The sequence below is a fragment of the Candidatus Methylopumilus rimovensis genome, from assembly GCF_006364615.1.
Classification (GTDB): Bacteria; Pseudomonadota; Gammaproteobacteria; order Burkholderiales; family Methylophilaceae; genus Methylopumilus; species Methylopumilus rimovensis.
This window is the reverse complement of sequence record NZ_CP040986.1, coordinates 509,513-532,103: the sequence shown is the minus strand read 5'-3', so window position 1 is coordinate 532,103 and position 22,591 is coordinate 509,513. Positions and strand designations below refer to the sequence as shown.

23 protein-coding genes are annotated in these 22,591 nt (G+C 33.9%); all 23 read right to left on the bottom strand.

The features are described 5' to 3' along the window. Positions 1–6: 6 nt before the first annotated feature. Positions 7–456, bottom strand: a complete 450-nt coding sequence (locus tag FIT61_RS02740) for a dTDP-4-dehydrorhamnose 3,5-epimerase family protein (protein WP_139883087.1) — start codon at positions 454–456, stop codon at positions 7–9. Then, positions 453–1,520 (bottom strand): CDP-glucose 4,6-dehydratase, encoded by a 1,068-nt coding sequence (gene rfbG, locus FIT61_RS02735; RefSeq protein WP_222845050.1) that lies wholly within the window; start codon positions 1,518–1,520, stop codon positions 453–455. Before rfbG ends, FIT61_RS02740 begins: the two co-directional genes overlap by 4 nt. Before the next feature lie 10 nt (positions 1,521–1,530). Beyond that, positions 1,531–2,763 carry a glycosyltransferase family 4 protein gene (locus tag FIT61_RS02730; protein WP_139883083.1) on the bottom strand — a complete coding sequence of 411 codons (1,233 nt, stop codon included), beginning with the start codon at positions 2,761–2,763 and terminating at the stop codon, positions 1,531–1,533. Next, complete coding sequence (locus tag FIT61_RS02725) at positions 2,760–3,692, bottom strand: NAD-dependent epimerase/dehydratase family protein (protein ID WP_187351825.1); 933 nt, start codon at positions 3,690–3,692, stop codon at positions 2,760–2,762. Before FIT61_RS02725 ends, FIT61_RS02730 begins: the two co-directional genes overlap by 4 nt. Positions 3,693–3,729: 37 nt before the next feature. Then, a complete protein-coding gene (locus tag FIT61_RS02720; protein ID WP_222845049.1) occupies positions 3,730–4,284 on the bottom strand; it encodes a class I SAM-dependent methyltransferase in 555 nt (184 codons plus the stop codon). Between the two features lie 90 nt (positions 4,285–4,374). Continuing rightward, on the bottom strand, positions 4,375–5,529 hold the full coding sequence (locus FIT61_RS02715; protein ID WP_139883079.1) for a hypothetical protein: 1,155 nt from the start codon (positions 5,527–5,529) through the stop codon (positions 4,375–4,377). After that, positions 5,529–6,218, bottom strand: coding sequence for an acylneuraminate cytidylyltransferase family protein (locus FIT61_RS02710; protein WP_139883077.1), 690 nt, complete (start codon positions 6,216–6,218; stop codon positions 5,529–5,531). The genes FIT61_RS02715 and FIT61_RS02710 overlap by 1 nt, the downstream gene beginning before the upstream one ends. Beyond that, positions 6,215–6,862, bottom strand: a complete 648-nt coding sequence (gene hisH, locus FIT61_RS02705) for an imidazole glycerol phosphate synthase subunit HisH (protein WP_139883075.1) — start codon at positions 6,860–6,862, stop codon at positions 6,215–6,217. Before hisH ends, FIT61_RS02710 begins: the two co-directional genes overlap by 4 nt. Further along, positions 6,855–7,619 carry an imidazole glycerol phosphate synthase subunit HisF gene (gene hisF / locus FIT61_RS02700; RefSeq protein WP_139883073.1) on the bottom strand — a complete coding sequence of 255 codons (765 nt, stop codon included), beginning with the start codon at positions 7,617–7,619 and terminating at the stop codon, positions 6,855–6,857. Before hisF ends, hisH begins: the two co-directional genes overlap by 8 nt. 12 nt (positions 7,620–7,631) lie before the next feature. After that, positions 7,632–8,789, bottom strand: coding sequence for an N-acetyl sugar amidotransferase (locus FIT61_RS02695; RefSeq protein ID WP_139883071.1), 1,158 nt, complete (start codon positions 8,787–8,789; stop codon positions 7,632–7,634). Beyond that, on the bottom strand, positions 8,786–9,880 hold the full coding sequence (locus FIT61_RS02690; RefSeq protein WP_139883069.1) for a nucleotidyltransferase family protein: 1,095 nt from the start codon (positions 9,878–9,880) through the stop codon (positions 8,786–8,788). The genes FIT61_RS02695 and FIT61_RS02690 overlap by 4 nt, the downstream gene beginning before the upstream one ends. Before the next feature lie 2 nt (positions 9,881–9,882). Continuing rightward, positions 9,883–11,034 carry a UDP-N-acetylglucosamine 2-epimerase gene (gene neuC / locus FIT61_RS02685; protein WP_139883067.1) on the bottom strand — a complete coding sequence of 384 codons (1,152 nt, stop codon included), beginning with the start codon at positions 11,032–11,034 and terminating at the stop codon, positions 9,883–9,885. Continuing rightward, positions 11,031–12,038, bottom strand: a complete 1,008-nt coding sequence (gene neuB, locus FIT61_RS02680) for an N-acetylneuraminate synthase (RefSeq protein ID WP_139883065.1) — start codon at positions 12,036–12,038, stop codon at positions 11,031–11,033. Before neuB ends, neuC (FIT61_RS02685) begins: the two co-directional genes overlap by 4 nt. After that, complete coding sequence (locus tag FIT61_RS02675; RefSeq protein WP_139883064.1) at positions 12,035–13,033, bottom strand: NAD-dependent 4,6-dehydratase LegB; 999 nt, start codon at positions 13,031–13,033, stop codon at positions 12,035–12,037. The genes neuB and FIT61_RS02675 overlap by 4 nt, the downstream gene beginning before the upstream one ends. 29 nt (positions 13,034–13,062) lie before the next feature. Next, on the bottom strand, positions 13,063–14,265 hold the full coding sequence (locus tag FIT61_RS02670; RefSeq protein WP_320410142.1) for a polysialyltransferase family glycosyltransferase: 1,203 nt from the start codon (positions 14,263–14,265) through the stop codon (positions 13,063–13,065). Between the two features lie 168 nt (positions 14,266–14,433). Next, complete coding sequence (locus tag FIT61_RS02665) at positions 14,434–15,135, bottom strand: acylneuraminate cytidylyltransferase family protein (RefSeq protein ID WP_139883060.1); 702 nt, start codon at positions 15,133–15,135, stop codon at positions 14,434–14,436. Continuing rightward, entirely contained in the window at positions 15,136–15,954 is an 819-nt protein-coding gene (locus tag FIT61_RS02660; protein ID WP_139883058.1) for a methyltransferase domain-containing protein, read from the bottom strand. Then, positions 15,933–16,832, bottom strand: coding sequence for a class I SAM-dependent methyltransferase (locus FIT61_RS02655; RefSeq protein ID WP_139883057.1), 900 nt, complete (start codon positions 16,830–16,832; stop codon positions 15,933–15,935). Before FIT61_RS02655 ends, FIT61_RS02660 begins: the two co-directional genes overlap by 22 nt. Positions 16,833–16,849: 17 nt before the next feature. After that, positions 16,850–18,004 (bottom strand): UDP-N-acetylglucosamine 2-epimerase, encoded by a 1,155-nt coding sequence (gene neuC, locus FIT61_RS02650; RefSeq protein ID WP_139883055.1) that lies wholly within the window; start codon positions 18,002–18,004, stop codon positions 16,850–16,852. After that, positions 18,001–19,047, bottom strand: coding sequence for an N-acetylneuraminate synthase family protein (locus FIT61_RS02645; RefSeq protein WP_139883053.1), 1,047 nt, complete (start codon positions 19,045–19,047; stop codon positions 18,001–18,003). Before FIT61_RS02645 ends, neuC (FIT61_RS02650) begins: the two co-directional genes overlap by 4 nt. A gap of 1 nt (position 19,048) precedes the next feature. Further along, positions 19,049–20,302, bottom strand: a complete 1,254-nt coding sequence (locus FIT61_RS02640; protein WP_244925223.1) for a nucleotide sugar dehydrogenase — start codon at positions 20,300–20,302, stop codon at positions 19,049–19,051. 95 nt (positions 20,303–20,397) lie between these two features. Continuing rightward, positions 20,398–22,218, bottom strand: a complete 1,821-nt coding sequence (locus tag FIT61_RS02635; RefSeq protein ID WP_244925212.1) for an ABC transporter ATP-binding protein — start codon at positions 22,216–22,218, stop codon at positions 20,398–20,400. Further along, positions 22,202–22,567 (bottom strand): MarR family EPS-associated transcriptional regulator, encoded by a 366-nt coding sequence (locus tag FIT61_RS02630; protein ID WP_139883049.1) that lies wholly within the window; start codon positions 22,565–22,567, stop codon positions 22,202–22,204. Before FIT61_RS02630 ends, FIT61_RS02635 begins: the two co-directional genes overlap by 17 nt. Positions 22,568–22,591 lie beyond the last annotated feature (24 nt).

Genomic DNA, 22,591 nt, shown 5'->3' with positions numbered 1-22,591 from the left:
TGCAAATTATCTGTTTTGCAATGCCCAGTCATATGGAACTTTTAGATCTGTCGGCAATAATCTTTCTATTTCAGAGGGTGTATGGGGAATATTTGCACAATTAGCCACTATAGAAGTCTGAGTACCAACACTTTTGAATCCATTCCACACCATTGGGGGGACAGTAACTAACATGTAGTTTTCAGGAGAGATAAAAAACTCCTGAATTTCTCCCTGCGATGGACTCCCTATCCTATCATCATATAAAACAAATTTAATTTCACCAAATATAACAGCATAGTTAAGTGTCATTTCTTTATGCCGGTGCCAAGCTTTCACAACGCCGGGATGAGTACAAGAGAAATAAATCTCACCAAACTTTAAAAAAATAGGTGAATCCGAACGAAGCATATGCATAACCTTTCCACGCTCGTCAAAAATTTGACGTAAAGGCGTTAGTACAACTCCGTCTATCATATAAAACTCCTAAAATAAGCATTAAGTTGAGATATGGTGATTTCTTCAGCATCGCCTCCATTTAAGACAGATTTGTACCAGATAGCGGTAGCATCTAGAGTTTCACCGACAGTCCAACGTGGATACCAATTTAACAACTGGTGAGCTTTATCGCAATTAAGCTGCAATAGGTTTGCTTCATGAATATTATTAGCCGAATTTAAGATCTCAACTCGACCCTTGCCTATATGCTTAACCATAATATCAGCAACATCTTTAACGGTCTTAATTTCCTGTGTAGATGGGCCAAAATTCCATGCCCCAGAGTATTTTTTAGGATTATGATACAAGTTAAATGCAAGAGTAAGATAACCAGACAGAGGCTCCAAAACATGTTGCCAAGGTCTAGTTGAAAATGGATTTCTTAAAAAGATCGTAGTATCGGATTCAATAGCCCGCACACAATCAGGAATAATCCTATCAAGAGCCCAATCACCTCCCCCAATTACATTTCCAGCCCGAGCACTTGCAACTCCTATCTTAGGATTTGAATTGAAAAAAGATTTCTCATAAGAAGAAAAAACAATCTCGGCTGCAGCTTTAGAGGCGCTATAAGGATCCCTTCCGCCTAAAGGATCATTCTCTCTGTACCCCCAAATCCATTCAACATTTTCGTAACATTTATCAGATGTTATATAAACAAGCGATCTTACAGAATTTGATTGACGAACAGATTCTAATAAGTTTATAGATCCTTGAATGTTTGTAGAAAAAGTATCAACTGGATCACTATATGACGTTCGAACTAAAGCTTGCGCAGCAAGATGGAAAACAAATTCTGGTTGAAACTTAGTTAGCGATTCATTTAGATGTGAAAAATCACGCACATCTCCAATAATATGATTTACCTTTTTATCTAATGCAAGCAAGGAAAAGTTATTTTTTTCTCTCGATGCAGATAATGAAAAGCCGGTAACATCAGCACCAACTCTATGAAGCATATATGCTAACCAAGACCCCTTAAATCCTGTGTGGCCTGTAATAAATACTCTTCGTCCTTTGAATACGTTAAAAACTTCTTTCATGTCTCTCATTTTATATCTCTAATAACTTAGTATAAATATCTGAATAATTATTTAACGCTCTTTGACAGGTAAATTTTTCTTTAAATCTTATCAATCCAGCTTGTCCCATCTCAACACGCTTAATTGGATGGTTAACCAAATAACAGATCGCATCACTAAGCTCTTTTGATTTGCGGGGTCTAAATAAGATGCCGGTTACTCCATCAATCACTTGCTCCGGCGTTCCTGCCAACCGACTAGCTATAACAGGTTTACTCAGAGCCATCGCTTCGATTATAACATTGGGAAAATCCTCATCACGAATAGACGGGAGCACTAAAATATCCAATATTGACATAAAATCAACAATGTTATCCTCTGTACCTACAAATTTAATCCAAGTACTTAACTTATTCTCAATTACAAAGTTCCTCAAGTCTTTAAGTAAGGGGCCTTCGCCTTCTATAAGGACCATAAAATGGTCATCCAAGACTATACGATCTTCAACAATATTTTTAATCGCATCCAGTAAAACTTGATGGCCTTTTCTCTCAATTAAAAGAGCCACAACTCCAAAAATAACTCCACTGAAATTTTCTAAGCCAAGTCGCTTCTTTGTAATTTTCTTAAAAGAGCTCGTTTTCTTTAATGAGATTCCATTGTGAATAGCATTGACTTTTTCGGCCGACAACTTCAAAACAGAAATCAATTGTAAAGATGCAACTTGGGATCCTGTAATAAATAAATCAGTTAATTTCCGAACCAGAATATCAATTGGATAATCAAAAATTCTAGGGAATCTTTTGTAATCAAGAGCTAGATTATTAACAACCATTAATACTTTTGGAATCCCAGCCAATTTGGCGGCAATTACTGCAGCTCGTGCAGATAATGCTCCAGGGTATCCCCCATTATTAATATGTAAAATATTTGGCTTTATTTTTCTAAACAGTCTAAATAAGGTGAAAATTTGATACAAAAAAACAAATGCTGTTAATGACAACCTAAAAAACAAAATGGCCAGCCTATTAAGTAATCTTCTATCGAAAAAAGAAAAATCAGAAAAATCTAAGAAAAATAGAGGGTAAACAGGGAGTGGGCGCTCAATACGAAGATTAAATTCTTGAGAATATTTCACTGAATATCGGTAGCTAAAACTAATATCGTGAGTTTTTCTGAATTTTTCTGAATTAAAAAAATTAATCAGCATATTCTCACACCCAGCAAAAAAAGGGCAATCAGAATGGTAATGGATTTTAATCATTCGTTGGATTTTTTTAGGTGGTTAACTGTTTTTCGAATCCCCTCCTCGATATTGACTTTGGGATTCCACCCAAGCAAATCGGATGCCAGCGATATTTTCAATGAGTAATCCATAATCTCATTAGGTCTGTATTCCACTTCCCCAAATTTTAGTCTTCTTAATGCAGTGGGCGCTATTAAATTAGCAGTCATTTCGGCAATATGATTTATTTTATGTGAGACTCCAAAGCCAATATTTATTATCTTCCCATTAACTCGCTCATCCGCTGATAATACTTTTATAATGGCATTTATGACATCATTGATATAAACGAAATCACGAAACTGCTCACCAAGGGTCATTTGAAAATCTTTATCTGAAAGCAATGAGTGTATTAACGAGGGTAAAAACATTTCATCATTCTGCTCTGGGCCGTATATAATAGAAGCTCTTAACACAATGGAAGGAAATAAATCTGTGTGGTAGAGAGACAAAAGAAGTTTTGATATAGAAAGTTTTGATAGCCCATAAGCATTAGAAGGAAATTCATTCTGACCTTCAGAGTAAGGTCTTGGTCCAAATCCGTACTCATCACAAGAACCTAAAAAAACAAATCTTTTAAGATTCAATAAATTGCGACAAGCATTTATAAGATTTAATGCCATTAAAAAATTGGCATTATAATCATTACCAAAGCTTTCTAAATTATTGTTTCTGTTTTTTTTAGCTGCAAGATGAATAACGTAATCTGGCTTTAAAAAGTTAATTAAATCAAAAACTTTGATCTTGTCTGTGAGATCAACTTTATAAGATTCTAAAAATGGCAAATTCTGTTCAGGGCCTGAGCGAACTGCAATAGATACTCTAATTTTTCTAGCGATCAACATCCTAAGAAGATGTCTTCCTACGAAACCATTAGCCCCCGTAATAAAAATATGAGTTTTTTGCACAGTTTTCTTTTGTAAAATTTTTAGCTTATTAAAATGTTTAACATTTTTTTAAGTAATAAGTAATATCATCCAACGGAAATAAATGACTTAAATAAAACTCATATTTATTAGGGTACTTGTTAGCAATAAAAATCATAACTCTTTTTAACCATCGATTGGGGAGTGTCTCATTAAAAACAATATCTTCAACATAAAATCTTGCCGATGTGTATTCATACCTATGACAAGTCGGACTCCTTGGATCAAAATAAGAAAATGAATTAACAGTAAAAAAATTTTTATGTGTTGGGTCAATAAATGCCCAAATAGATCTGAAGTATGGGACAATAACTTTGATAATTGCCTTTTTCTTACAAATCCTATTAACTTCTTCCATTACTCGTATTGGATCATCTAGGTGCTCCAAAACATTATCAAGATAAACTTCATCAAATACTTCATCGCCGAATGGGTAAGGAAAGACATTTAAGTTATGAATAACATCAGCTTCATGCTTGTCTGAAAAATCTACGCCTATAGCGCCCTTACGTTTTTTTTTTCCGCATCCAAGGTCTAAAATTTTTAATTTAGTATCAGGTTTAATATTATCCAATGGGTATATCCTTTAAATTTTTATAAAGTTTTTTAAAATATAATTTAATTTGTAATCACAAAGTTTATTTTCTTTACATTTTAAAATAATCTAAATTGAATTTATCTCCCTCAAAAAGATTTCGGAAGATAATATATTTTCTGATAATTTAGAAGTTAAATATCTATATTTATACTTTGTAAAAAATTGCTTTCTAGGTTGCTGAATTTTAAATTTTCTACTTTCATAGATCATGTCAATATTGTATGCTTTTTCACCTAAATATTTTGATAGCGAAAAGATACCGTCTAATATAGTTGGCGTCTTAAGTTTAAACATTTCTTCTGTATAAAAAAATATAATCGGTTTAAAATTTAAGATAGCGAAACTTACTGCAGATGTTGTATGCATTAGTACAAACTCTGCATCTTTAATAAGCTCGGCTGTCTGCATTTTAAATACTTGCCTTCCATAAAATTCACTTTTTTTAATATCAGCAGTTGGATGAGCAGCAATAACAATTCTAATTTTATATTGCTTTTCAATCAGTGAAAAAAAGTTATTAAGAGATTTGTAATATTTTTTAGCGGTTACAGTAGGTAAATTAAGCAATTCAAAATCTAAATGATAAGGAAGATTTTGATCTATAAATACAGCATATTTGTAATTAACAATACTATTTTTATCTTTTACTTTAATCCTAAGAAAATCTTCATAATCGGAAAAATTTATTGGAACTGCTTTTTTAGAAAACATTTTTTTCTTGTATGGCATATCTCCAACATAAAAAATAATATCAAAAGGCTTTATTACTTTAAATTTTTTCATTACAAACCATAGCAATTTTTCTAAAGTAAGCTGGGCAAGTTTTATTGGATTATGAGAAATCCAATAAAATATTTTTTCAATTCTAGCTGCTTTAGAATAAGGCATTTCACCCCAATCAATAAACACTACCTTCTTTAGGTGCTTACTTAGTATTTGAAATGGCCGCCTAGTCGGCCATGATGGCGAAATTAAAACAACATAAACTGCGTTTCTATTTTCAGTACTTTGTATTAAAAGTTCAAAATTTTTCCAGCTCTTAATATTGCGGACAATATCAAATATTGAATCGCTATATGTAGAAAATTTCTGTCTCAAAATTCCAGAAATATCCCAATATTCAACGTTTAATCCAGATTGTAATAAATAATTCAAATACCAATCTTGAGCAATTTTATTATTTAATTTTACCCATGAAATGTAAATAACCTTTTTTTTCACTATAAAAACTCATCTGCAATAAATTCAGCTAATCTCCAATCCCATTCAGAGTCGATGTCTATAGCCTCTTCAGGTCGATCGGATATTAAAGGTATGATTTGTGAAGCGTAAAATGAATTTGTAATCCTAAGATTCTCTGGTGAAATTAGGTAAAAAGAACCATTCACAACGAAGGCTGGAGGTAAGTCTTGGGATCGCAATTTTTTGCTATTTTCCGCAAAAAAACTATCCATTATTAAACCATTTATTTTAAAACATAGCCATGGATGAGATTGGGCCGGAGAAAAGCCCACTATAGAACATTGCTTATTTTGCTTAAAAAGATTAATGCCTTTTATAATTGTTTCTTTATGCCTAAAAGGAGATGTAGGTTGCAATAGTAATACCCCGTCTACCTCACAATTGTTATTTTCATACCAATTAAGCGCATGCAAAGCTACGTCGGCTGAGGATGATAAATCATCAGCTAATTCAGCTGGGCGCAGCCATGGTACAAGTACACCGGAATTATGAGATATCTCTGCCGCTATAGGATCATCAGTTGAAATAAGAATATCACATATTTCATCAATATCTTTTATTGCATCAATGCTCCATTCAATTAGTGGCTTTCCTTTCAAAATTTTAACATTTTTACCGGGCAACCTTTTGGATCCAGATCTTGCTGGTATTATTGCAAGTATTTTCATAGCAATAAAAAATTTTTCAAAATTTTCAATCCAATTTCTCCGCTTTTTTCTGGATGAAATTGACAGCCCATAATATTTTCCTTTAAAACAAATGCTGGAAATGAATAGCCGCCATATATACTGCAAGCATATTCATTTTTAGCACTTTGTATATTCGCCACAAATGAATGTGCAAAATATACTGAGCTTCCTGGAACAATGTCTTGCAATACAGAACCGTTCCAATTTTTACAAGTTTCTGTATATTGTAATGCGCCCCAACCTATATGCGGAATTTTGAGTAATCCATTTACTCTTGTCTGAGAGGGCAAAGGAACGACATTTCCGGAAATAAGTCCCAGCCCCTTAGTTAGTTCAAACTCTTCGCTTTGATCAAATAAAATCTGCATACCTAAGCAAATACCCATTAAAGCTGTACCTCGCTTACCAGCAGATACAAGAGCCTCGCCTAAGCCACGAGAATGAAAATTCTGCATTGCATCAGAAAATGCACCAACGCCCGGTAAAATAATTTTTGAAGCTGAAAATATTACATCAGGGTCAGATGTAACTATGACGGTTGCATTCAGATATTCAAAAGCACGTCGAACACTTAACAAATTACCCGAATTACAATCAACTATTATAATTTGTAAGTTAGCCATTATTTCTTACTTCAAAACCTTCATCTTTTATAATCTTACGAATATCGTAAATATTTGCGCGGTTGTAATGCAGGATATCAGCCATAGCTACTGCATTAACCTCAGTAAAACTCAAAAGATCCTTAATATCTTCAATCTTACCCATGCCACCACTAGCTATAACCGGAACGGAAACTTCATTTGTGACTGACTTTATTAAGTCCAAATCAAATCCTTTTCTGGTGCCCTCTTTATCAATTGATGTAAGCAAAATTTCACCTACTCCTTTTGAAACTGCGTCTTTGGCCCAACTTACAACATCTAAGCCAGTCCGCTCACGACCATTATTTGTGTATGCCTCCCAACGTTCATAGCCTATTTGCTTAGCTTCTATAGAGAGAACCATTGACTGACTTCCGAATCGTCTTGCAATATCTGAAATGAGCTTTGGATTAATAATTGCAGCTGTATTTACTGCAACTTTATCTGCGCCAGCTCGCAAAATTTCTGTTGCGTCATCAACAGAACGAATCCCCCCTCCAACAGTTATAGGCACAAAGATATTTTGAACTGCAGCGCTCACAATTTCGGCTAAATGATTGCGCCCATAAAGAGTTGCAACGCTGTCCATATAAATAAGCTCATCTATACCATGGCTATAATATTTTATTGCAAAGTCATTAGGCAGGCCCAAAACACGAAGACCTTCTAGATTAATTCCTTTAATAAGGTTTTTACCTTTTATATCCAAACGAGCTATTAATCTTATATCTCTCAATTTTATAAATAATTAAGAATTACTTGATATGGAAAATCGCAACTTCCATTCTTCATTTTCTTTAAACCATAAATGGTCTGATCGCCAACTATCAATAACTTCATAAATCTCTTCTTTGGTGATAGAGCAAAATTCCAGAAATTCATTAAAATATCTTTGGGGGAATTCATGATCGAATCGTTTAACTAGAGCAATACCTTCTTCGCGAGTAATTTTCCCATCACGAATTTCATGTGAAGAATCGGAAGTAGCCCTACCAATTCCAAATTTAATATAAGATAAATAATAATGAAACCCATCAAGCTCATCGTCTAAACTCGCATATTTCGAATAAGTTCCTTCGGTTCTTTCGTTATTAGGGCGAAAACCGGTGTGTTCATAACAATAATAGAAATTTTCTTGTGGGTCCCAAAATTTGTAATATCCCATGAAATGAATTTCTGTTTTATTTTTTTTAATTTCTTCAAATTTTGGTGACATAAAAGGCTGAAGATCTGCTAATGAGATTCCATGTTCAGTCCAAAATTGAGGGGGCAATCCAGAAAAATAGTGCGAATCGTGATCTTCAATATCTCTATCCGGCCTAAAGGCATTTTTCATGCTTCCTCCGTATTCAACTTCGCCATTTTCACCGTACATGATTAATTGAATATTGTGTTTTATAGCCATTTGTAGAGGGAAATTAGTTTGGCCATAGATAAATGGTTGAAATGGGTCTCCCAAATGCTTGAAAGAAAGTTTAGTTAATTTTCGGGTAACCTGCGGATTTGGCGTTCCTAAAATATGATTAAATCCCGAAGCTATAAAAGCATCTAGGTTGGTACGTCCAATAGCTGTTGCTTTTAATGGTGCCCATGTTACGGCCAGAGGATTCATGCCATATTTATACTTTAGTTGATGTGCAACAAAACCACCATCTTTGCCGCCACTGCATGGAACGATAACATCATACTCTCCATTATTTTTTCGATGTTTATCACATAGTTTAATTAACTCAGATTCTCGAGCATTCCAATCAATTTTTGTCTGCTTATATTCTGCATAATTACAAGCAGAACAAACCCCTTTTTCGTCGAATGTGATTCGTGGTCTCTGATTAGAAACTGTACATTTTTTACAAAATTTTACTTCTGTTGGTAAGTTGTATAATTTTATTAAATTTCGCTTCACTTAGATATTTCCTTTTTGTATTTGATTTCAGCTTTTATATTCTTTTTTGCAATTTCTAAATCGTGATGGCTACCAACATCAAGCCAAGGCTCATGCATTGGATATGCTACTGTACGTTTTTTTAAAGTCTGTAAACGTTCAAACAATCCAGGCATATCACAATGCTCTCCCAGTTCCAATAATTCCAAAACCTGCGGATTAAGAACATATACACCTGCGTTAATATGACTTCGAGTAATAGGCTTTTCTTCGAATCCAACAATGTCTAATCCGTCAGTCTGAACAATACCAAAAGGATTTTGATATTCATGAGCTCTAACTGCCATAGTTGCAGAAGCATCATGACGATTATGAAAATCCAAAAGCTCGCCATATTTAATATCAGTTATAACATCTCCATTTGTAACTATGAAGGGTAAATTAGGCGCGCTTGGTAAAAGCGATAAAGAGCCTGCAGTGCCAAGAGGAATATCTTCTCTAATGTAATTAATTTTGATATTAAATTTCTTGCCATCTCCAAAATAATCTTCCAAGATATGACCTAAATAATTAATTGATATAATAAAACTCTTAAAACCCTCTGATTTTGCGTGCTGAATAATATGCTCTAAAATTGGTTTTCCAGCTATTTCAAGCATGGGTTTTGGACGCTCATTAGTGAATGGATGCAAACGCTTACCCCGCCCCCCAGCCATAATGACCATAGTATTTTTTCTATCTTTTGGCTCAAGCAAGTAATCAAATAAATGTAATCCAATCAGTTTATTATTTTCATCAACTACAGGTACTTGTCTAATTCTATTCAAACTCATTAATTCAAGAACTGAGTCGCGCAAAATATTTTTTGAAACAACCAAGGGATTTTTATTCATTATAGCTTTTATAGGGCTATTTAAAGTTAGCCCTTTAAGAAGACCGCGACGTATATCACCATCCGAAATCGTACCTAAAAGAGTTTTATCTTTATTGCACACCAGAACAATCTGAATTGCAATTTTGTCTAAATTAACAATTGCGTCTTGAATGCTTGAATTCTCTAAAAGAATTGCATGCTTCCAATCTCCAATATACTTATTATTATAATTTTGCATGGCTATAAATCATAAAAGCGTTTTTTCAAAAGACTCTTAAAGTCTTTACGCTCTAATATTTTAACAATAGTCTTACTAGACCCCCCTGAACCGTAGGGATTCTCAATGTTTTTAAGCTTCAATTTAAATTGAGCAGAAAAGAGTTTTTTTATTGCATCGCTAATAGAATTTCGATTTGGGTCGCAATCAATCACACTTGCAGCCCTTAATCTTCCACGCTGACGATCTCCAATATTTATAGTACCCTTCTTAAACGATGGGGCTTCCAATAAACCGCTAGATGAATTTCCTATTACACCATCCACATGCTTTAAACACGAAAAATATAATTCTTGTCCCATCGAAACATAAGATTTTGAATGAGGATGATGTAAACAAAAATCTTGAATCTTATGAAATATTAGACGATTATTATTATCTGCATTAGGCATTGTAAAAATTAGTCCTATATTTTTTAATTCAGCTAAACTTTCAAGTAATTCATCTATTTGTTTAATACATTTATCTAGTTCTAATGTCACAGGATGAAAGGTAATAAGAAGATTTCGAGTTAAAAATTTGAAATTTAAAGATTTCTCTACTTGACGTAATTTCATTAATTTTATATGTAACATGCTATCAACTCCCAACCCTCCAACTAAAAACACATTTTTAGGTTGTTCGCCTAATTGAATCACGCGCTTTTGGTAAACTTCGGCAGCAACGAAATGTAAATGTGCCATTTTTGTAATAGAGTGGCGAATAGAATCATCGAAAGCCCCTTCTGTTAATTCACCTCCATGTATATGTGCTATTGGCAACTGAAAAATCATAGCGGCTGAAGTAGCAGTAAAAATTTCATATCTATCTCCTAGCACTAAAACTAAATCAGGCTTTAATTCAGCAAAAGCGTCAGCAAAGCCTATAAGTCCTAACCCCATAGATTTTGTAATTCCAGCTGCTGAATCTGAGTTTAATAACATCTCAACTTTTTTATCTATGTTAAAGCCATCATCTTCAATCTTTTTAAAAGTCGATCCAAATTCGGCTGATAAATGTGACCCGGTAACTATGATTTGTAATTTTAATTTGAATGACCGATTAATGCCTTCCATAACCCAACGCAGCAAGCCATATTCAGATCTACCTCCCGTAACAATACAAATTTTTTTCATATTTCAATTAACTCATCTTGATTGAAATCTCTCAAAGCCTTTTTACCGATTACAATGTCCCATAACATCGGAGAAACTCCCGTACCTGGTCTTTTGACAGTAATATTTGAGGTAGTAAAAAGCTCACCTGATTTTATTTCTTTTGCTGCAACTATAGATTTCCGGACAAAGGGTAAATTTTTTAATTCACTTATCGAAGGGCGCTTAATATTACTTCCAAGTGCTAATTCTATATTTCTAATTGCACATACCATCGCTTTTAGCTCCAATGGCTCTAAGCTAGCTTTATGATCAGGCCCAGGAAGATTTCGATCTATAGTAAAGTGTTTCTCAATAATCTTTGCGCCCATTGCAACAGCCGCTAGAGCAACTTCAATACCTTCGCTATGATCTGAATAACCTACATTTACGCCAAAAGACGATTCAATTGTTTGCATGGCTCTTAAATTCAAGTCCTGCATTGGCGCCGGATATTCTGAGGTACAATGTAAAACTGTGATTTTTTCTCGAGAAGTGCCTGCATCTTCTAAAATTTCTATGGCATTTTTAATTTCATTTAAGAATGACATCCCAGTAGATAAAATAATTTCTTTTTTTAAGCCGCCAATATGTCTAAGATACGGCAAGTTTGTAATCTCTCCAGATGGGACTTTAAATATCTTTTGGCCGAGATATTCAAGAAATTCTAAACTCTCTAAATCAAAAGCAGATGATAAAAAACCTATACCTTGAAGCTTAGAATAGTCCTTTAATTCGAAATGTATACGCTCTGTAAGCTCAAGTTTGGATAGCATTTCATATTGAACTTCTTTTTTTTTAGAATTTATAATCTGATATTGAGCTTTTTTTGCAGCCTGCGTAACTAATAGATTTGTTTTAAAAGTTTGAAATTTTACAAAATCAGCTCCTGCTGCTGCTGCAACGTCAATAAGTTGTTTTGCTAAATTAATGTCTCCATTATGATTCACTCCGGCTTCAGCTATTAAAATTGCTTTAGTTTTCATATATTATAAATATCTGGTTTGTATTTTTTAATATTGTCGCTCTTTAAAAACCATTCAATTGTCTCACTGAGGCCTCGCCTAAAACCATCTTGACCTGAAAACTTGGGGGACCATCCAAAAAGCTTTTTAGCCTTGCTATTATCAGCCCATAAACGCTCCACTTCTGAAGCCTGAGGTCGAAGTCGAATTTCATCGGTAATTATTTCAATCTTTGAATTCATAATTTCAGCAATTAGCTCTGCTGTTGCACCTATAGAGATTTCAAAATTACTACCAAAATTAATTACTTCTCCCATGCCAATGTCGGAATTTATTACAGAGATATACCCTTCAACTGTATCTTTTACATAATTAAAATCTCTTGTAGGTGAGGTAGCTCCTAATTTAATCGTTTTTTTACCCGAAGCAATTTGAGAAATTATAGTCGGAATCACGGCTCGAGCTGATTGTCTTGGTCCATAAGCATTAAAAGGACGGGCAATAACTACTGGCAAACCAAAAGACGTATAAAAAGAATATGCAAGTTGGTCGGCTCCAATTTTACTCGCAGAATAAGGTGATTGCCCCTGAAGGGGATGATCTTCAGTGATAGGAATAAATTTAGCCGTTCCATAAACTTCGCTAGTTGATGTATGAACAACCTTCATTATTTCAAGGTCTCTCGCAGCTTGAAGTATATTTAAAGTACCTTTTATATTTGTATCAATATATGTATCAGGTGAGTGATAAGAATAAGGTATAGCAATTAAGGCTGCTAAGTGTAAAACAGTATCACAGCCTCTCATAGCTTCTCTGACACCGTATGCATCTCGAATATCGCCAGAAAAAACTTCGAGTCCTGCCTTAATTTCTGGATGACAATAATCTAGCCAGCCCCAAGAATTAAATGAATTATAAAAAACAAATGCTCTAACATCGTATCCACACGATATCAGGGCCTCTACCAAATGAGATCCAATAAATCCATCAGCGCCGGTAACAAGTATTTTTTTCATTTAATAGTCAATATGAGAGATTGAAGAAATTAAAAATTACCCATAATTTTTATTTTTCTGGCTGTTATAGGGGTAAGCAAAAAATTTGAACTAGTAATTTTTCTTCTCAAAAGAAAATTTCGCAAAACTCCCAATAACGTATAGGCACTTCTAAAAAAATTATAAAAATATAATCCAAAAAATTGAGAAAGGGTTCTATCTGGTTCGGTCTCTAAAATTCTTTTAACCACGCTACCAAGTGCCTCTATAGATTTTGAACACAATGGAAAATTTGCTTCTTTATAAAGAATATTCTCGATATCAGCGCTCATAAAAAAATCATTAGATTCAATTTGTCTAATATTATCTAAAAGATCATCAATATTATAAGGAGCGATTACATGTTCCATTAATTTATTGTTTTCCTCAAAATACTTACTAACAAATCTCTGCCTTTCAGGATCTATATTAGCAATACTTATAGGTGTAATACCAAGCATAAAGCAATCATAAAAACTTGTTGATGGCGGGCCTATCACGCAATTTTGCTCTACTGCCCAACTAGAGAATGGAAGTTGAGGATCAACAATATCAATATCTAAATGAAGAAAGCTATCAATTTTTCTCCAAGTATCTGGATTCTCACGAGGATGAATTTTAATTGACACATTATAGCCGTCGGCTTTAAGTCTTTTGATAATTTTAATGATAATTTTAATATCAATTATTTCTAAAAATAAATCATGGTCCGGTCTCGAACCTCTTTTTTCATTAATCAAAAAATCGTCATTTGCTTGATTCTTATACTCATAGAGAATGTCATCATTAAGAAATCTATTAACTAGATCAGCAATTGGATTCCTTTCATAGTAATCATTTATTGCAACAAATCTAGTTATAATTCCGACACTTTTTTTATGGTAACTTTTATTGTTAGGGCTATTTTTGCCAATCGCCCTCTTATCGTGCCTTGGATGTCCAACTACATAGCACTTATTTTTTAAGGGTGGGTATGAATTTCTTACAACATTTGCAACTTGCTCACCCCAAAAACAAAAAGCTGATACTTTCTCGACTGAATCATTTTTTCCACTCATAAAGTCAGGATCTAATGCGCATCGCAAAAGCATCTTAGGATGAGTATCATCTGCAACAATCCCTATATTTTCTGTATAAAGCATTACATATTTTGACTTAAGTTTATTTATCTGATTTTCATTAAATATGGCGCTAATAAATAAAGGTTTTGGCAAAATGATTGCATCAAAAATCCATTCAAAATGTTTTAAAAGTCTTGATAAAAAACGATTTCCATATATTACTTTCCATCCATATTTTTTTAATTCTGAGCCTAGGACGCTAGCAACAATTGCATCTCTATTTAGCTCATCAATATGGAAATATATATATCTCATTTGATATTAATTTTCAAATAAAAAGTTTGCTAGTCTTAAATCAAATTCTGTATCTATATTCACAAGCTCTCTTTCAATTAATACTGCAGCACATTTATTACCTATTAATGGCTTTTTTTCTATCAAAACATCTCTCTTAACAGCGTAACACGCTCCATTTCTATGATAGCAATCAGGTATATTTTGTCTAATGTCAAATTGTTCGCCATCCTTGATAAAAAAATCAAGATTGCCGCAAGAATCAATTTCTAGCGTTTTTTGTGGTGAATAATGAGCAGGTGTTTTACTTACCGTAACTGCTGTATCAAATCTTATATTATCGATCTTGATAATAGTTTGCTCAATATCATCAAGAGATCTTAGTGGGCAGGTTGGTTCAAGAAGAATCGAATAGTCGAATTTTACTTCATAGAAGTTCTCGGCCATAACTAATGCACTTGTCCACATATCAAGAGATTTTGACTGGTCGCCTGCATACTCAGCAGGTCTCATAAATGGAACCGCTAATCCTAATGATTTGGCATGGTTAGCTATTTCAGTATCATCGGTTGATATTATAGTATAATCAATCCATGAAGCTTGTTTTACAATTTTTGCTGTATGAGCAATAAGAGATTCACCATTTACCAAAGAGAGGTTTTTTTTGGGAATGCCTTTGCTGCCGCCCCTTGCAGGTATCACAGCAAGAACTTTTTTACCATTCCACATTTAATTTACTTTTCTAGCAGTTAATGAAAAGGCTGTAGGAAACTCAGTATGAGCTCTCATTAAATTAATTTTAAATTTCTCATCCCAATCCATTAGCTCCCCAAAGTGTTCTTCGTAAAACCATTTTTCCATTTTATCTCGCTCGGGTTTTGGAAAATACTGTAGAGCTTGAGTCCAGCAGTATGCTATTGAAGAAAATGGCCCGCCAGTAGTTTCAACTTCATCCTTTATTAATTTATATTTTTTCAAAACAAATTCCAAACCAAAAGGGGTGTATCTCAAAAAATCCTCTGGAATTTGATGCAGCTCCCTCACCAAAGCTTCGAAAATATATACAATTCCATTAACTTTGGTCACACGCGCAATTTCTTTAAATAATTTATCTTGATCTTTGATATGATGAACCAAATTGGGCACTAAAATTAAATCTGCACTTAATCCTGCAAGTTTTATATTATCAATATCAGCTCTTAAGTCGTAAGGTCGTGATATAAATCGAGTATCATTAACCAACTCTTCATTGTAAGCCCCCCTATCCTCTCCAGAAGTAGGGCTGCAATCTACGGAAATAAAATTATAATCTTCAAAAAAAGGCGCTAAAAGACTATTGCCTCCATAAAGAAGTGTTCGTTCAAATGAGATAATTATGCTTCCTGGCTTTAAAGATTTGCTAAAATTTTGAATATTACTTAGCAATAAATTGAATTGCGGCCACTTTGAAGAAGTTTGAAAAACTTTCTCTTTTAAAAGTGCCATATGTTGAGAAATTTCTAATGATGTGTGTTTCATAAAGACTCCTAGTTGCTTTTTTCTAGCCACAAATAAAGATAGTCACCTAGGCCATTATTTTCTAAATTGTTTTTCCATGCCTGATCTAAATTCTCATCAATACTAGCAAACGCGACTTGACCACTAGGTTTTCTATCTCTCAGCCACAGCAGGGTATTAGCAAGACCAAATCTATGAACACATTTAGATTTAATCACTTTCAACCCAGCTAAGTTCGCACACTTTTTTAAAGAAATTTCATCAAAATACCATCTGTGAACTCTACGATAAAAAAAATTTTGATAATCTTTTGGCAGGATTTTCATGAGTAAATCATTTCTGTTTGGAGTGCTAATTATAAGCGTACTGGATGAATTCATAACTCTAGATATTGCCTGTAAGAATTTAAGCGGATTTAGCACGTGCTCAATTACACTAAAGGAAAAAAAATAATCTACATTTAAATGCTTAGCACCTGCCAAACCTTCGCATGAGTTATAGACTTGATAGCCCCTTTTTAATAGTGATTGATGGTAAGTTTGGCAAGGTTCCACAGCAATTATATCTCTAGTTAAGCCTGAAATATGATCAAGAAAGCTTCCAGCAGCACATCCAATATCAGCCACGACTTTATTTCTAAGAATTGAGGGCTCAATTAATCTTAAGCGCTCCAACTGTAACTTATCATGTTCGCTAAAAAAACTATCTGAATCTAAACCTTCCTTGAGTATTGATCGGTAACCTTCAGATTCATATATTTCGTCTGAATAACATGCAGTCTCTTCTAACCTTTGAACAGCACAAGATAAACACTCAAAAACTTTTGTAGGTTCAGAAGACATATTCCCAAATGAACCATTTCTCACATAACCTTCATATATAATTTTATTATCGTGACAACCACATATTTCACAGACTCTACTAGACATTTTTATACCTGTTTAGATTAGTAATGTAATTTTTTTTGAATTTTATAATTTGATGTTGCTAACAGATTTGCAATTTTTTTCCCTGCCTGTCCATCACCAAAAATTGGGGAGGATTTATAGTTACCGTGCTTCAATTGCAATAAAATAGCACTTTCAATTTCTAAAGAATCATAGTTTACATGAATTACGTTTTCACCAGATTCTCTTGTGTTTTGACGCGTTCCTATATTAATCGCAGGAACACCAAGAAATGAACCCTCCCTCAAAGCGGAGCTAGAATTCCCAATTTGACAAGCGCAATTAGCAATCAATCGAATATAGTCCTCGGGTGAGAAATTTTTAAAAAAATGTACGTAATCAGGATTCTCCCTCTCTCTATACATTCTTAAACCCTTTGATATATCATCAGATCCAGCATCAATATTCGGCCAAAGCCAAACAGTTTGCATTTTTAAATTTGATATAGCTTTGATAGTTTCATTAATCTGAGTAAGTCCACTCCCGAACTCTGTCGTAACAGGATGTTGCAAAACTACAAGATAAGGTTTTGATAAATCAATTTCTGCGCCAACTCCTTTGTACTTTGACATAATTTCAGGTGTAAGATTCTTATCACTCTCTAAAACTAAATCCATAGCAGGACATCCAGTACAAAAAATTGTCTCCGGATCCTCACCCATTCTAATAAGATTTTTTTCTGAATTTGCGGTCGCTGGAAAATGTATATGAGCTAACTTAGTAATTGCATGTCTTACACTTTCATCTATTGATCCAGTAACCTCTCCGCCTTGAGTGTGCGCCAAAGGAATGTTCATATAGCTTGCTGCAACGGCTGTAGCTAAAGTTTCAAATCTATCTGCAACAGTTAAAACTACATCTGGCTTTAAATTATCAAACATTGTTGCCAGTTCTATTATTGCTAAACCAGTTGACTTTGCCATAGTTGTTGGCGTTTCACCCTCTATAATAGAGTGGACAGTGCCGGAAATTTTAAAACCATCTTGTTCTATAATTTCACGTACATTGCCAAACCGCTGCAATAACGCGGAAGCTCCGACAAGTAACTGCAGATCTGTTTTAGGATTATCACGAAGCGCTCTGAGCACTGTTTTAATTCGCCCATAATTAGCTCTGCTATTAACAACAACGCAAACTTTTCGAGTAGCTTTCATTTGTTTTTAACCTCTATATCACTCCATTTAATTAACCTATCAGCCAAGACGTCGCATAAAACTCTTTTCCCCACTAATTTATCTCTTTCATTAACCGATATGCCTGTACCTGGTTTTTTAAGTGTTAAATTTTCAGTATGAATAATTTCTCCTGCTTTCAAAGAATTAATCAAGCACAAACTTTTTGTAAAAATACTTCTTGTTGTGCGCAGATCTTTTGCAGTAAGATCTTTTTTTATTGGATTTTTACGAAGGGTAGTAAATGATTTGTTCGCAGTAACAAGAAAATCTAAGTCTTCTATAGTGATTGAAGATGATGTGTCTGGCCCATACATTCTTTTATCAAAAACCACATGAACCTCAATAATGTCAACAGATTGAACCATCGCGGCTAAAGATGGAAATACTGTCCCACTATGATCTGACAAGCCCAAACAACAATCGTATTTATCTCGAAACTCATTTAAAATGTTAAGCCCTACTTTTTCCAGGGGGGCTGGATATAAACTTACACATTGAAAAAGAGCAAAATCTACCGAAAAGCTTTTAAAAATTTTATAGGCTTCATCAATCTCGTTATATGTTGCCATGCCAGTACTTAATAAAATAGGTTTTCTAGTTTCAATTATTTTATTAAGAAGATTAGAATTGTAAAATTCACCAGATCCAATTTTCCACGCTGGAATACCAATACCATCAAGAATTTCAAAAGCTTCACAAGAAAAAGGTGAGCTTAAAAATATTAAGCCCTTTTGCTTTGCGTGTTTATACAATTCATGCCATTGATCTTTAGTGAATTCCATTCTTTTCCAGTAATCCCACCGCGTATTGTCTTGGCCGCTCATAGGAACCCGAAAGTTTTCATCTTTGGTCGATTCAGCATCTGCTATATGCGTCTGAAATTTAATTGCATCAGCCCCAGTTTCCGCTACCGCATCTATAAAAGAATGAGCCAACCCCAGAGAACCATCATGCGCCTGAGCAACTTCAGCAATTATAAAAGTCCCGTTACCCCCATTGATAACTTTATCGCCAATCTTCAACTTAAAGCCTCCAAAAGCATATTTGATTTTCTTTTAAAACTTTCTCATCAAAAGCTGATTTAACATCTACAAATACACCTTTATGATTTAACTTATCTAAAATATTAAAAATAGGGATTTTTAAAAATTCCTTATGGGGAACGGCAACAATTACAGCATCTAAGTTCGCGATCAAATCATGCCAGCTAGTTAATTTAACATTGAATTCTTCTTTTGCTTCGACTGGATTAGCAAGAGGATCATGGATAATTACATCGCAACCAAACTCATTAAGCTCTCTCAAAATATCTATAACTTTAGTATTTCTTAAATCAGTACAATCTTCTTTAAAAGTAAATCCCAAGATACAAACTTTTGCACCCTTTACGTTTAAGCCTTGATGAATCATTAACTTAACAGTATTTTCTGCAACATACTTGCCCATACTGTCATTAATTCGTCTGCCAGCTAAAATAACTTGCGGATGATATCCAATTTTTTCGGCTTTATAGGTGAGGTAGTAAGGGTCTACTCCAATACAATGGCCTCCTACAAGCCCTGGTTTAAATTTTAAAAAGTTCCATTTAGTACCAGCTGCTTCTAAGACCTCCGTTGTATCTATACCAATTTTATGGAAAATTATTGAAAGTTCATTCATTAAGGCTATATTAAGGTCCCTTTGCGTATTCTCAATAACCTTAGCTGCTTCCGCAACTGCTATGCTACCAGCTCTATGAACGCCAGCATCAATTATACTTTCATAAAGAGTGGCAACTTTTTCAAGCGTCTCACTAGTATCAGCTGAAACTACCTTAATAATCTTTCTTAACGTTCTTTCTTTATCACCAGGGTTTATTCGTTCAGGGCTGTATCCAACATTAAAATGTGTTTTCCAACTTAATCCTGAAGCCTCTTCTAAAATAGGAATACATATCTCTTCAGTAGCGCCTGGGTAGACTGTCGACTCATAAATAACTATTGACTTATGAGTAAGATATTTTCCAACTATCTTACTTGCCAATATTAAGGGGTTAAAATCTGGAGTATGGGCATTATCTACAGGAGTAGGAACAGCAATGATAAAGAAATTTGCCTTAGCAATATTAATAGGATCGCTCGTCAAAACTAAATTTCCAGAACTCAGAGAATCTTTTAAATCTGAAGTAGATATTTCCCCTGATGGATCAAAAAAATTTTTATAAGAATTTACCTTGTCAGCCGACAAATCAAATCCGATGGTTGAAAAATTTTTACTAAATTCAATTGCGAGAGGCATCCCGACATATCCAAGCCCAATAACTGCAATAATATGATTATTTGTCACTTAAATTACCTTTTCTATTTTTTTTCAAAATTAAATTATTAAGATTTTCATAATTTTTTAATTAAATGAGTCTTATTGGATGAGTTAAAAATATCTTGATAGCTACCAATATTGATAATAGCTCCATTAGCAATTTCAATAATTTTTTTACATTTTTTTAAGGTTGTAAGCCTATGGGCGACCATAATTACAGTAATATTATTGCCAAGTCTTTCTATAGACTTGATAACAGAATCTTCTGTTTTATTGTCTAGTGCGCTAGTTGCTTCATCAAAGATAAAAACATCTGCACTTTTATATAACGCTCTTGCAATACCAATTCTTTGGCGTTGACCGCCAGAAAGCCGAACCCCCCTTTCTCCAACAAGTGTATTGTATTGATTCGGCAATTTATCGATAACATCTTGAAGTTGTGCCTTATTTGCTGCATCACGCACTCTATCAAAATCAATATTTTTTTTATCGACACCAAATGCAATATTTTCTGCAATCGTTGTATCCGACAAAAAAATAGCTTGTGGTACGTGGGCAATTCGTCTTTGCCATTCAGAAACATTCTTCTTGGTGATAGCTTTTCCATCAATTTTTAAAGCACCTGATGTTGGCTCAAGAAGACCCATTAAGATATCAATCAGAGTGCTCTTACCACTTCCAGTGGCACCAACGATACCCACTCTATCCCCTTTATGAATCGACAAACTAAGATGCTTAATAACGTTTTGAAAATCAGAATTATAATGAAAGCTAACCTTATCAAATTTGATATCTCGACTAAAATTAATTGTAAGCTTTTTTTTATTAAAAGAATTAGAAGGTAATGGTTGATTAATTAATAAAAGCGTATCTTCAAGGGATGCATAGCTCCCTTGTATGGATGACCAAGCCTGATAACTTTGCTGCATGATTGGGAGTATTTTTTGAGCGCCTAACGCTAAAACACCAAGCATAGGAATGGCTTTTGATACGCCATCAGACCTATTGAATAAATAATATGCAAGGCATGCTATCAAGACCATACCTAAAGATTCCATAATGAATCTCGGAGATTGACTTACAACTTGATTATTTGCTTGTGCTTGTCTTAATGGAGTATTTGCAAGTTTAAATATCTCACAATAAACATGCTGCGAACCGTCAATGAGGACATCTCGAATACCTCCTAAGCCCTCTTGCAACGACTTAATGATCTGAGTTGATTGCTCTGAAATTACGCGACTATTTTTAATCTTATTATTACGTGTATATTTCGTAAGCAAGATATAAATCGACCCAAAGATAACGGTAGTAAAAAGAGAAATAATGGGATCTATATAGATAAGTGTAATTAAGATCGCAGAAAGCATAATGCTACTGCTAACAATAGTAAGTGCGGGAAGAATAACACTATAGATAATTGCATGAGCTTTATTTGAAATGCCATTGATAATTTCACTACTATTTCGACTCACATGAACTTTATAAGGTTGATAGAGAGTTCTTTGATAAATATCTACACCAAAATCTGAACCTGTTGCAAAAGATAGGCGAGTGGTAAACATCAATAAAACTAATCGAATGCCCCCAGACAAAATTGCTGATAAACAAAAAACAATCGTCAAAGGAACAATAAGTTGATTTGCATTCTCAATTCTTAAAAAAGAAATCAATGGCTGAGCTAAGGGGTTAATAAAAAAAGTTTCGGGTGATGTTAGTGCGCTCAAAAAAGGAATCACACTACCTATACTTATAATTTCAGCGAATGAAGCAATTACCATTAAAGCCAGCAACAAAATAAATTGATTTCTACGTCGAAGACTCATATGTTGCCAAAGCCGAAAAAGAAGCCTGCCAATGGGTGTAATACTCTGCATATTAGCGAGAACCGCCATTCATCAAGTTTGAACATTTAATTTTGGATTTAACCATATCAATTTCCATCTTCAGCGCTTTATATTCATCCATTTTGCGCTTTAAAAAACTCGTTGCAAGTATGGCTTTATTTGATAATCCAGCTGGAGTGAGCAAATAAAGATATGCTGATTTATTGGAATTTTTTTGAAAATTATTAATTTTCAAATGTCCTAATTGAACTAAAGCATTTAGGCAGTAATTTACGCCTCCGAGACTAACCCCTAATTTTTTTGCAAGCTCTCTCTGTGTAAGGACAGGATTTTCTTCTAAAAAATGTAGAACTCTAAAATGCAAATCTGGATTAATTGAATTATTCTTTTTTTTCATATATTTAATTTATCATTATGTTCA

Coding starts and splice junctions, on each gene's coding strand:
- FIT61_RS02740 (WP_139883087.1), bottom strand. CDS start 456: ATGATAGACGGAGTTGTACTAACGCCTTTACGTCAAATTTTTGACGAG.
- rfbG (WP_222845050.1), bottom strand. CDS start 1,520: ATGAAAGAAGTTTTTAACGTATTCAAAGGACGAAGAGTATTTATTACA.
- FIT61_RS02730 (WP_139883083.1), bottom strand. CDS start 2,763: ATGATTAAAATCCATTACCATTCTGATTGCCCTTTTTTTGCTGGGTGT.
- FIT61_RS02710 (WP_139883077.1), bottom strand. CDS start 6,218: ATGAAAATACTTGCAATAATACCAGCAAGATCTGGATCCAAAAGGTTG.
- hisH (WP_139883075.1), bottom strand. CDS start 6,862: ATGGCTAACTTACAAATTATAATAGTTGATTGTAATTCGGGTAATTTG.
- FIT61_RS02690 (WP_139883069.1), bottom strand. CDS start 9,880: ATGCAAAATTATAATAATAAGTATATTGGAGATTGGAAGCATGCAATT.
- neuC (WP_139883067.1), bottom strand. CDS start 11,034: ATGAAAAAAATTTGTATTGTTACGGGAGGTAGATCTGAATATGGCTTG.
- neuB (WP_139883065.1), bottom strand. CDS start 12,038: ATGAAAACTAAAGCAATTTTAATAGCTGAAGCCGGAGTGAATCATAAT.
- FIT61_RS02675 (WP_139883064.1), bottom strand. CDS start 13,033: ATGAAAAAAATACTTGTTACCGGCGCTGATGGATTTATTGGATCTCAT.
- FIT61_RS02665 (WP_139883060.1), bottom strand. CDS start 15,135: ATGTGGAATGGTAAAAAAGTTCTTGCTGTGATACCTGCAAGGGGCGGC.
- FIT61_RS02655 (WP_139883057.1), bottom strand. CDS start 16,832: ATGTCTAGTAGAGTCTGTGAAATATGTGGTTGTCACGATAATAAAATT.
- neuC (WP_139883055.1), bottom strand. CDS start 18,004: ATGAAAGCTACTCGAAAAGTTTGCGTTGTTGTTAATAGCAGAGCTAAT.
- FIT61_RS02640 (WP_244925223.1), bottom strand. CDS start 20,302: ATGCCTCTCGCAATTGAATTTAGTAAAAATTTTTCAACCATCGGATTT.
- FIT61_RS02635 (WP_244925212.1), bottom strand. CDS start 22,218: ATGGCGGTTCTCGCTAATATGCAGAGTATTACACCCATTGGCAGGCTT.
- FIT61_RS02630 (WP_139883049.1), bottom strand. CDS start 22,567: ATGAAAAAAAAGAATAATTCAATTAATCCAGATTTGCATTTTAGAGTT.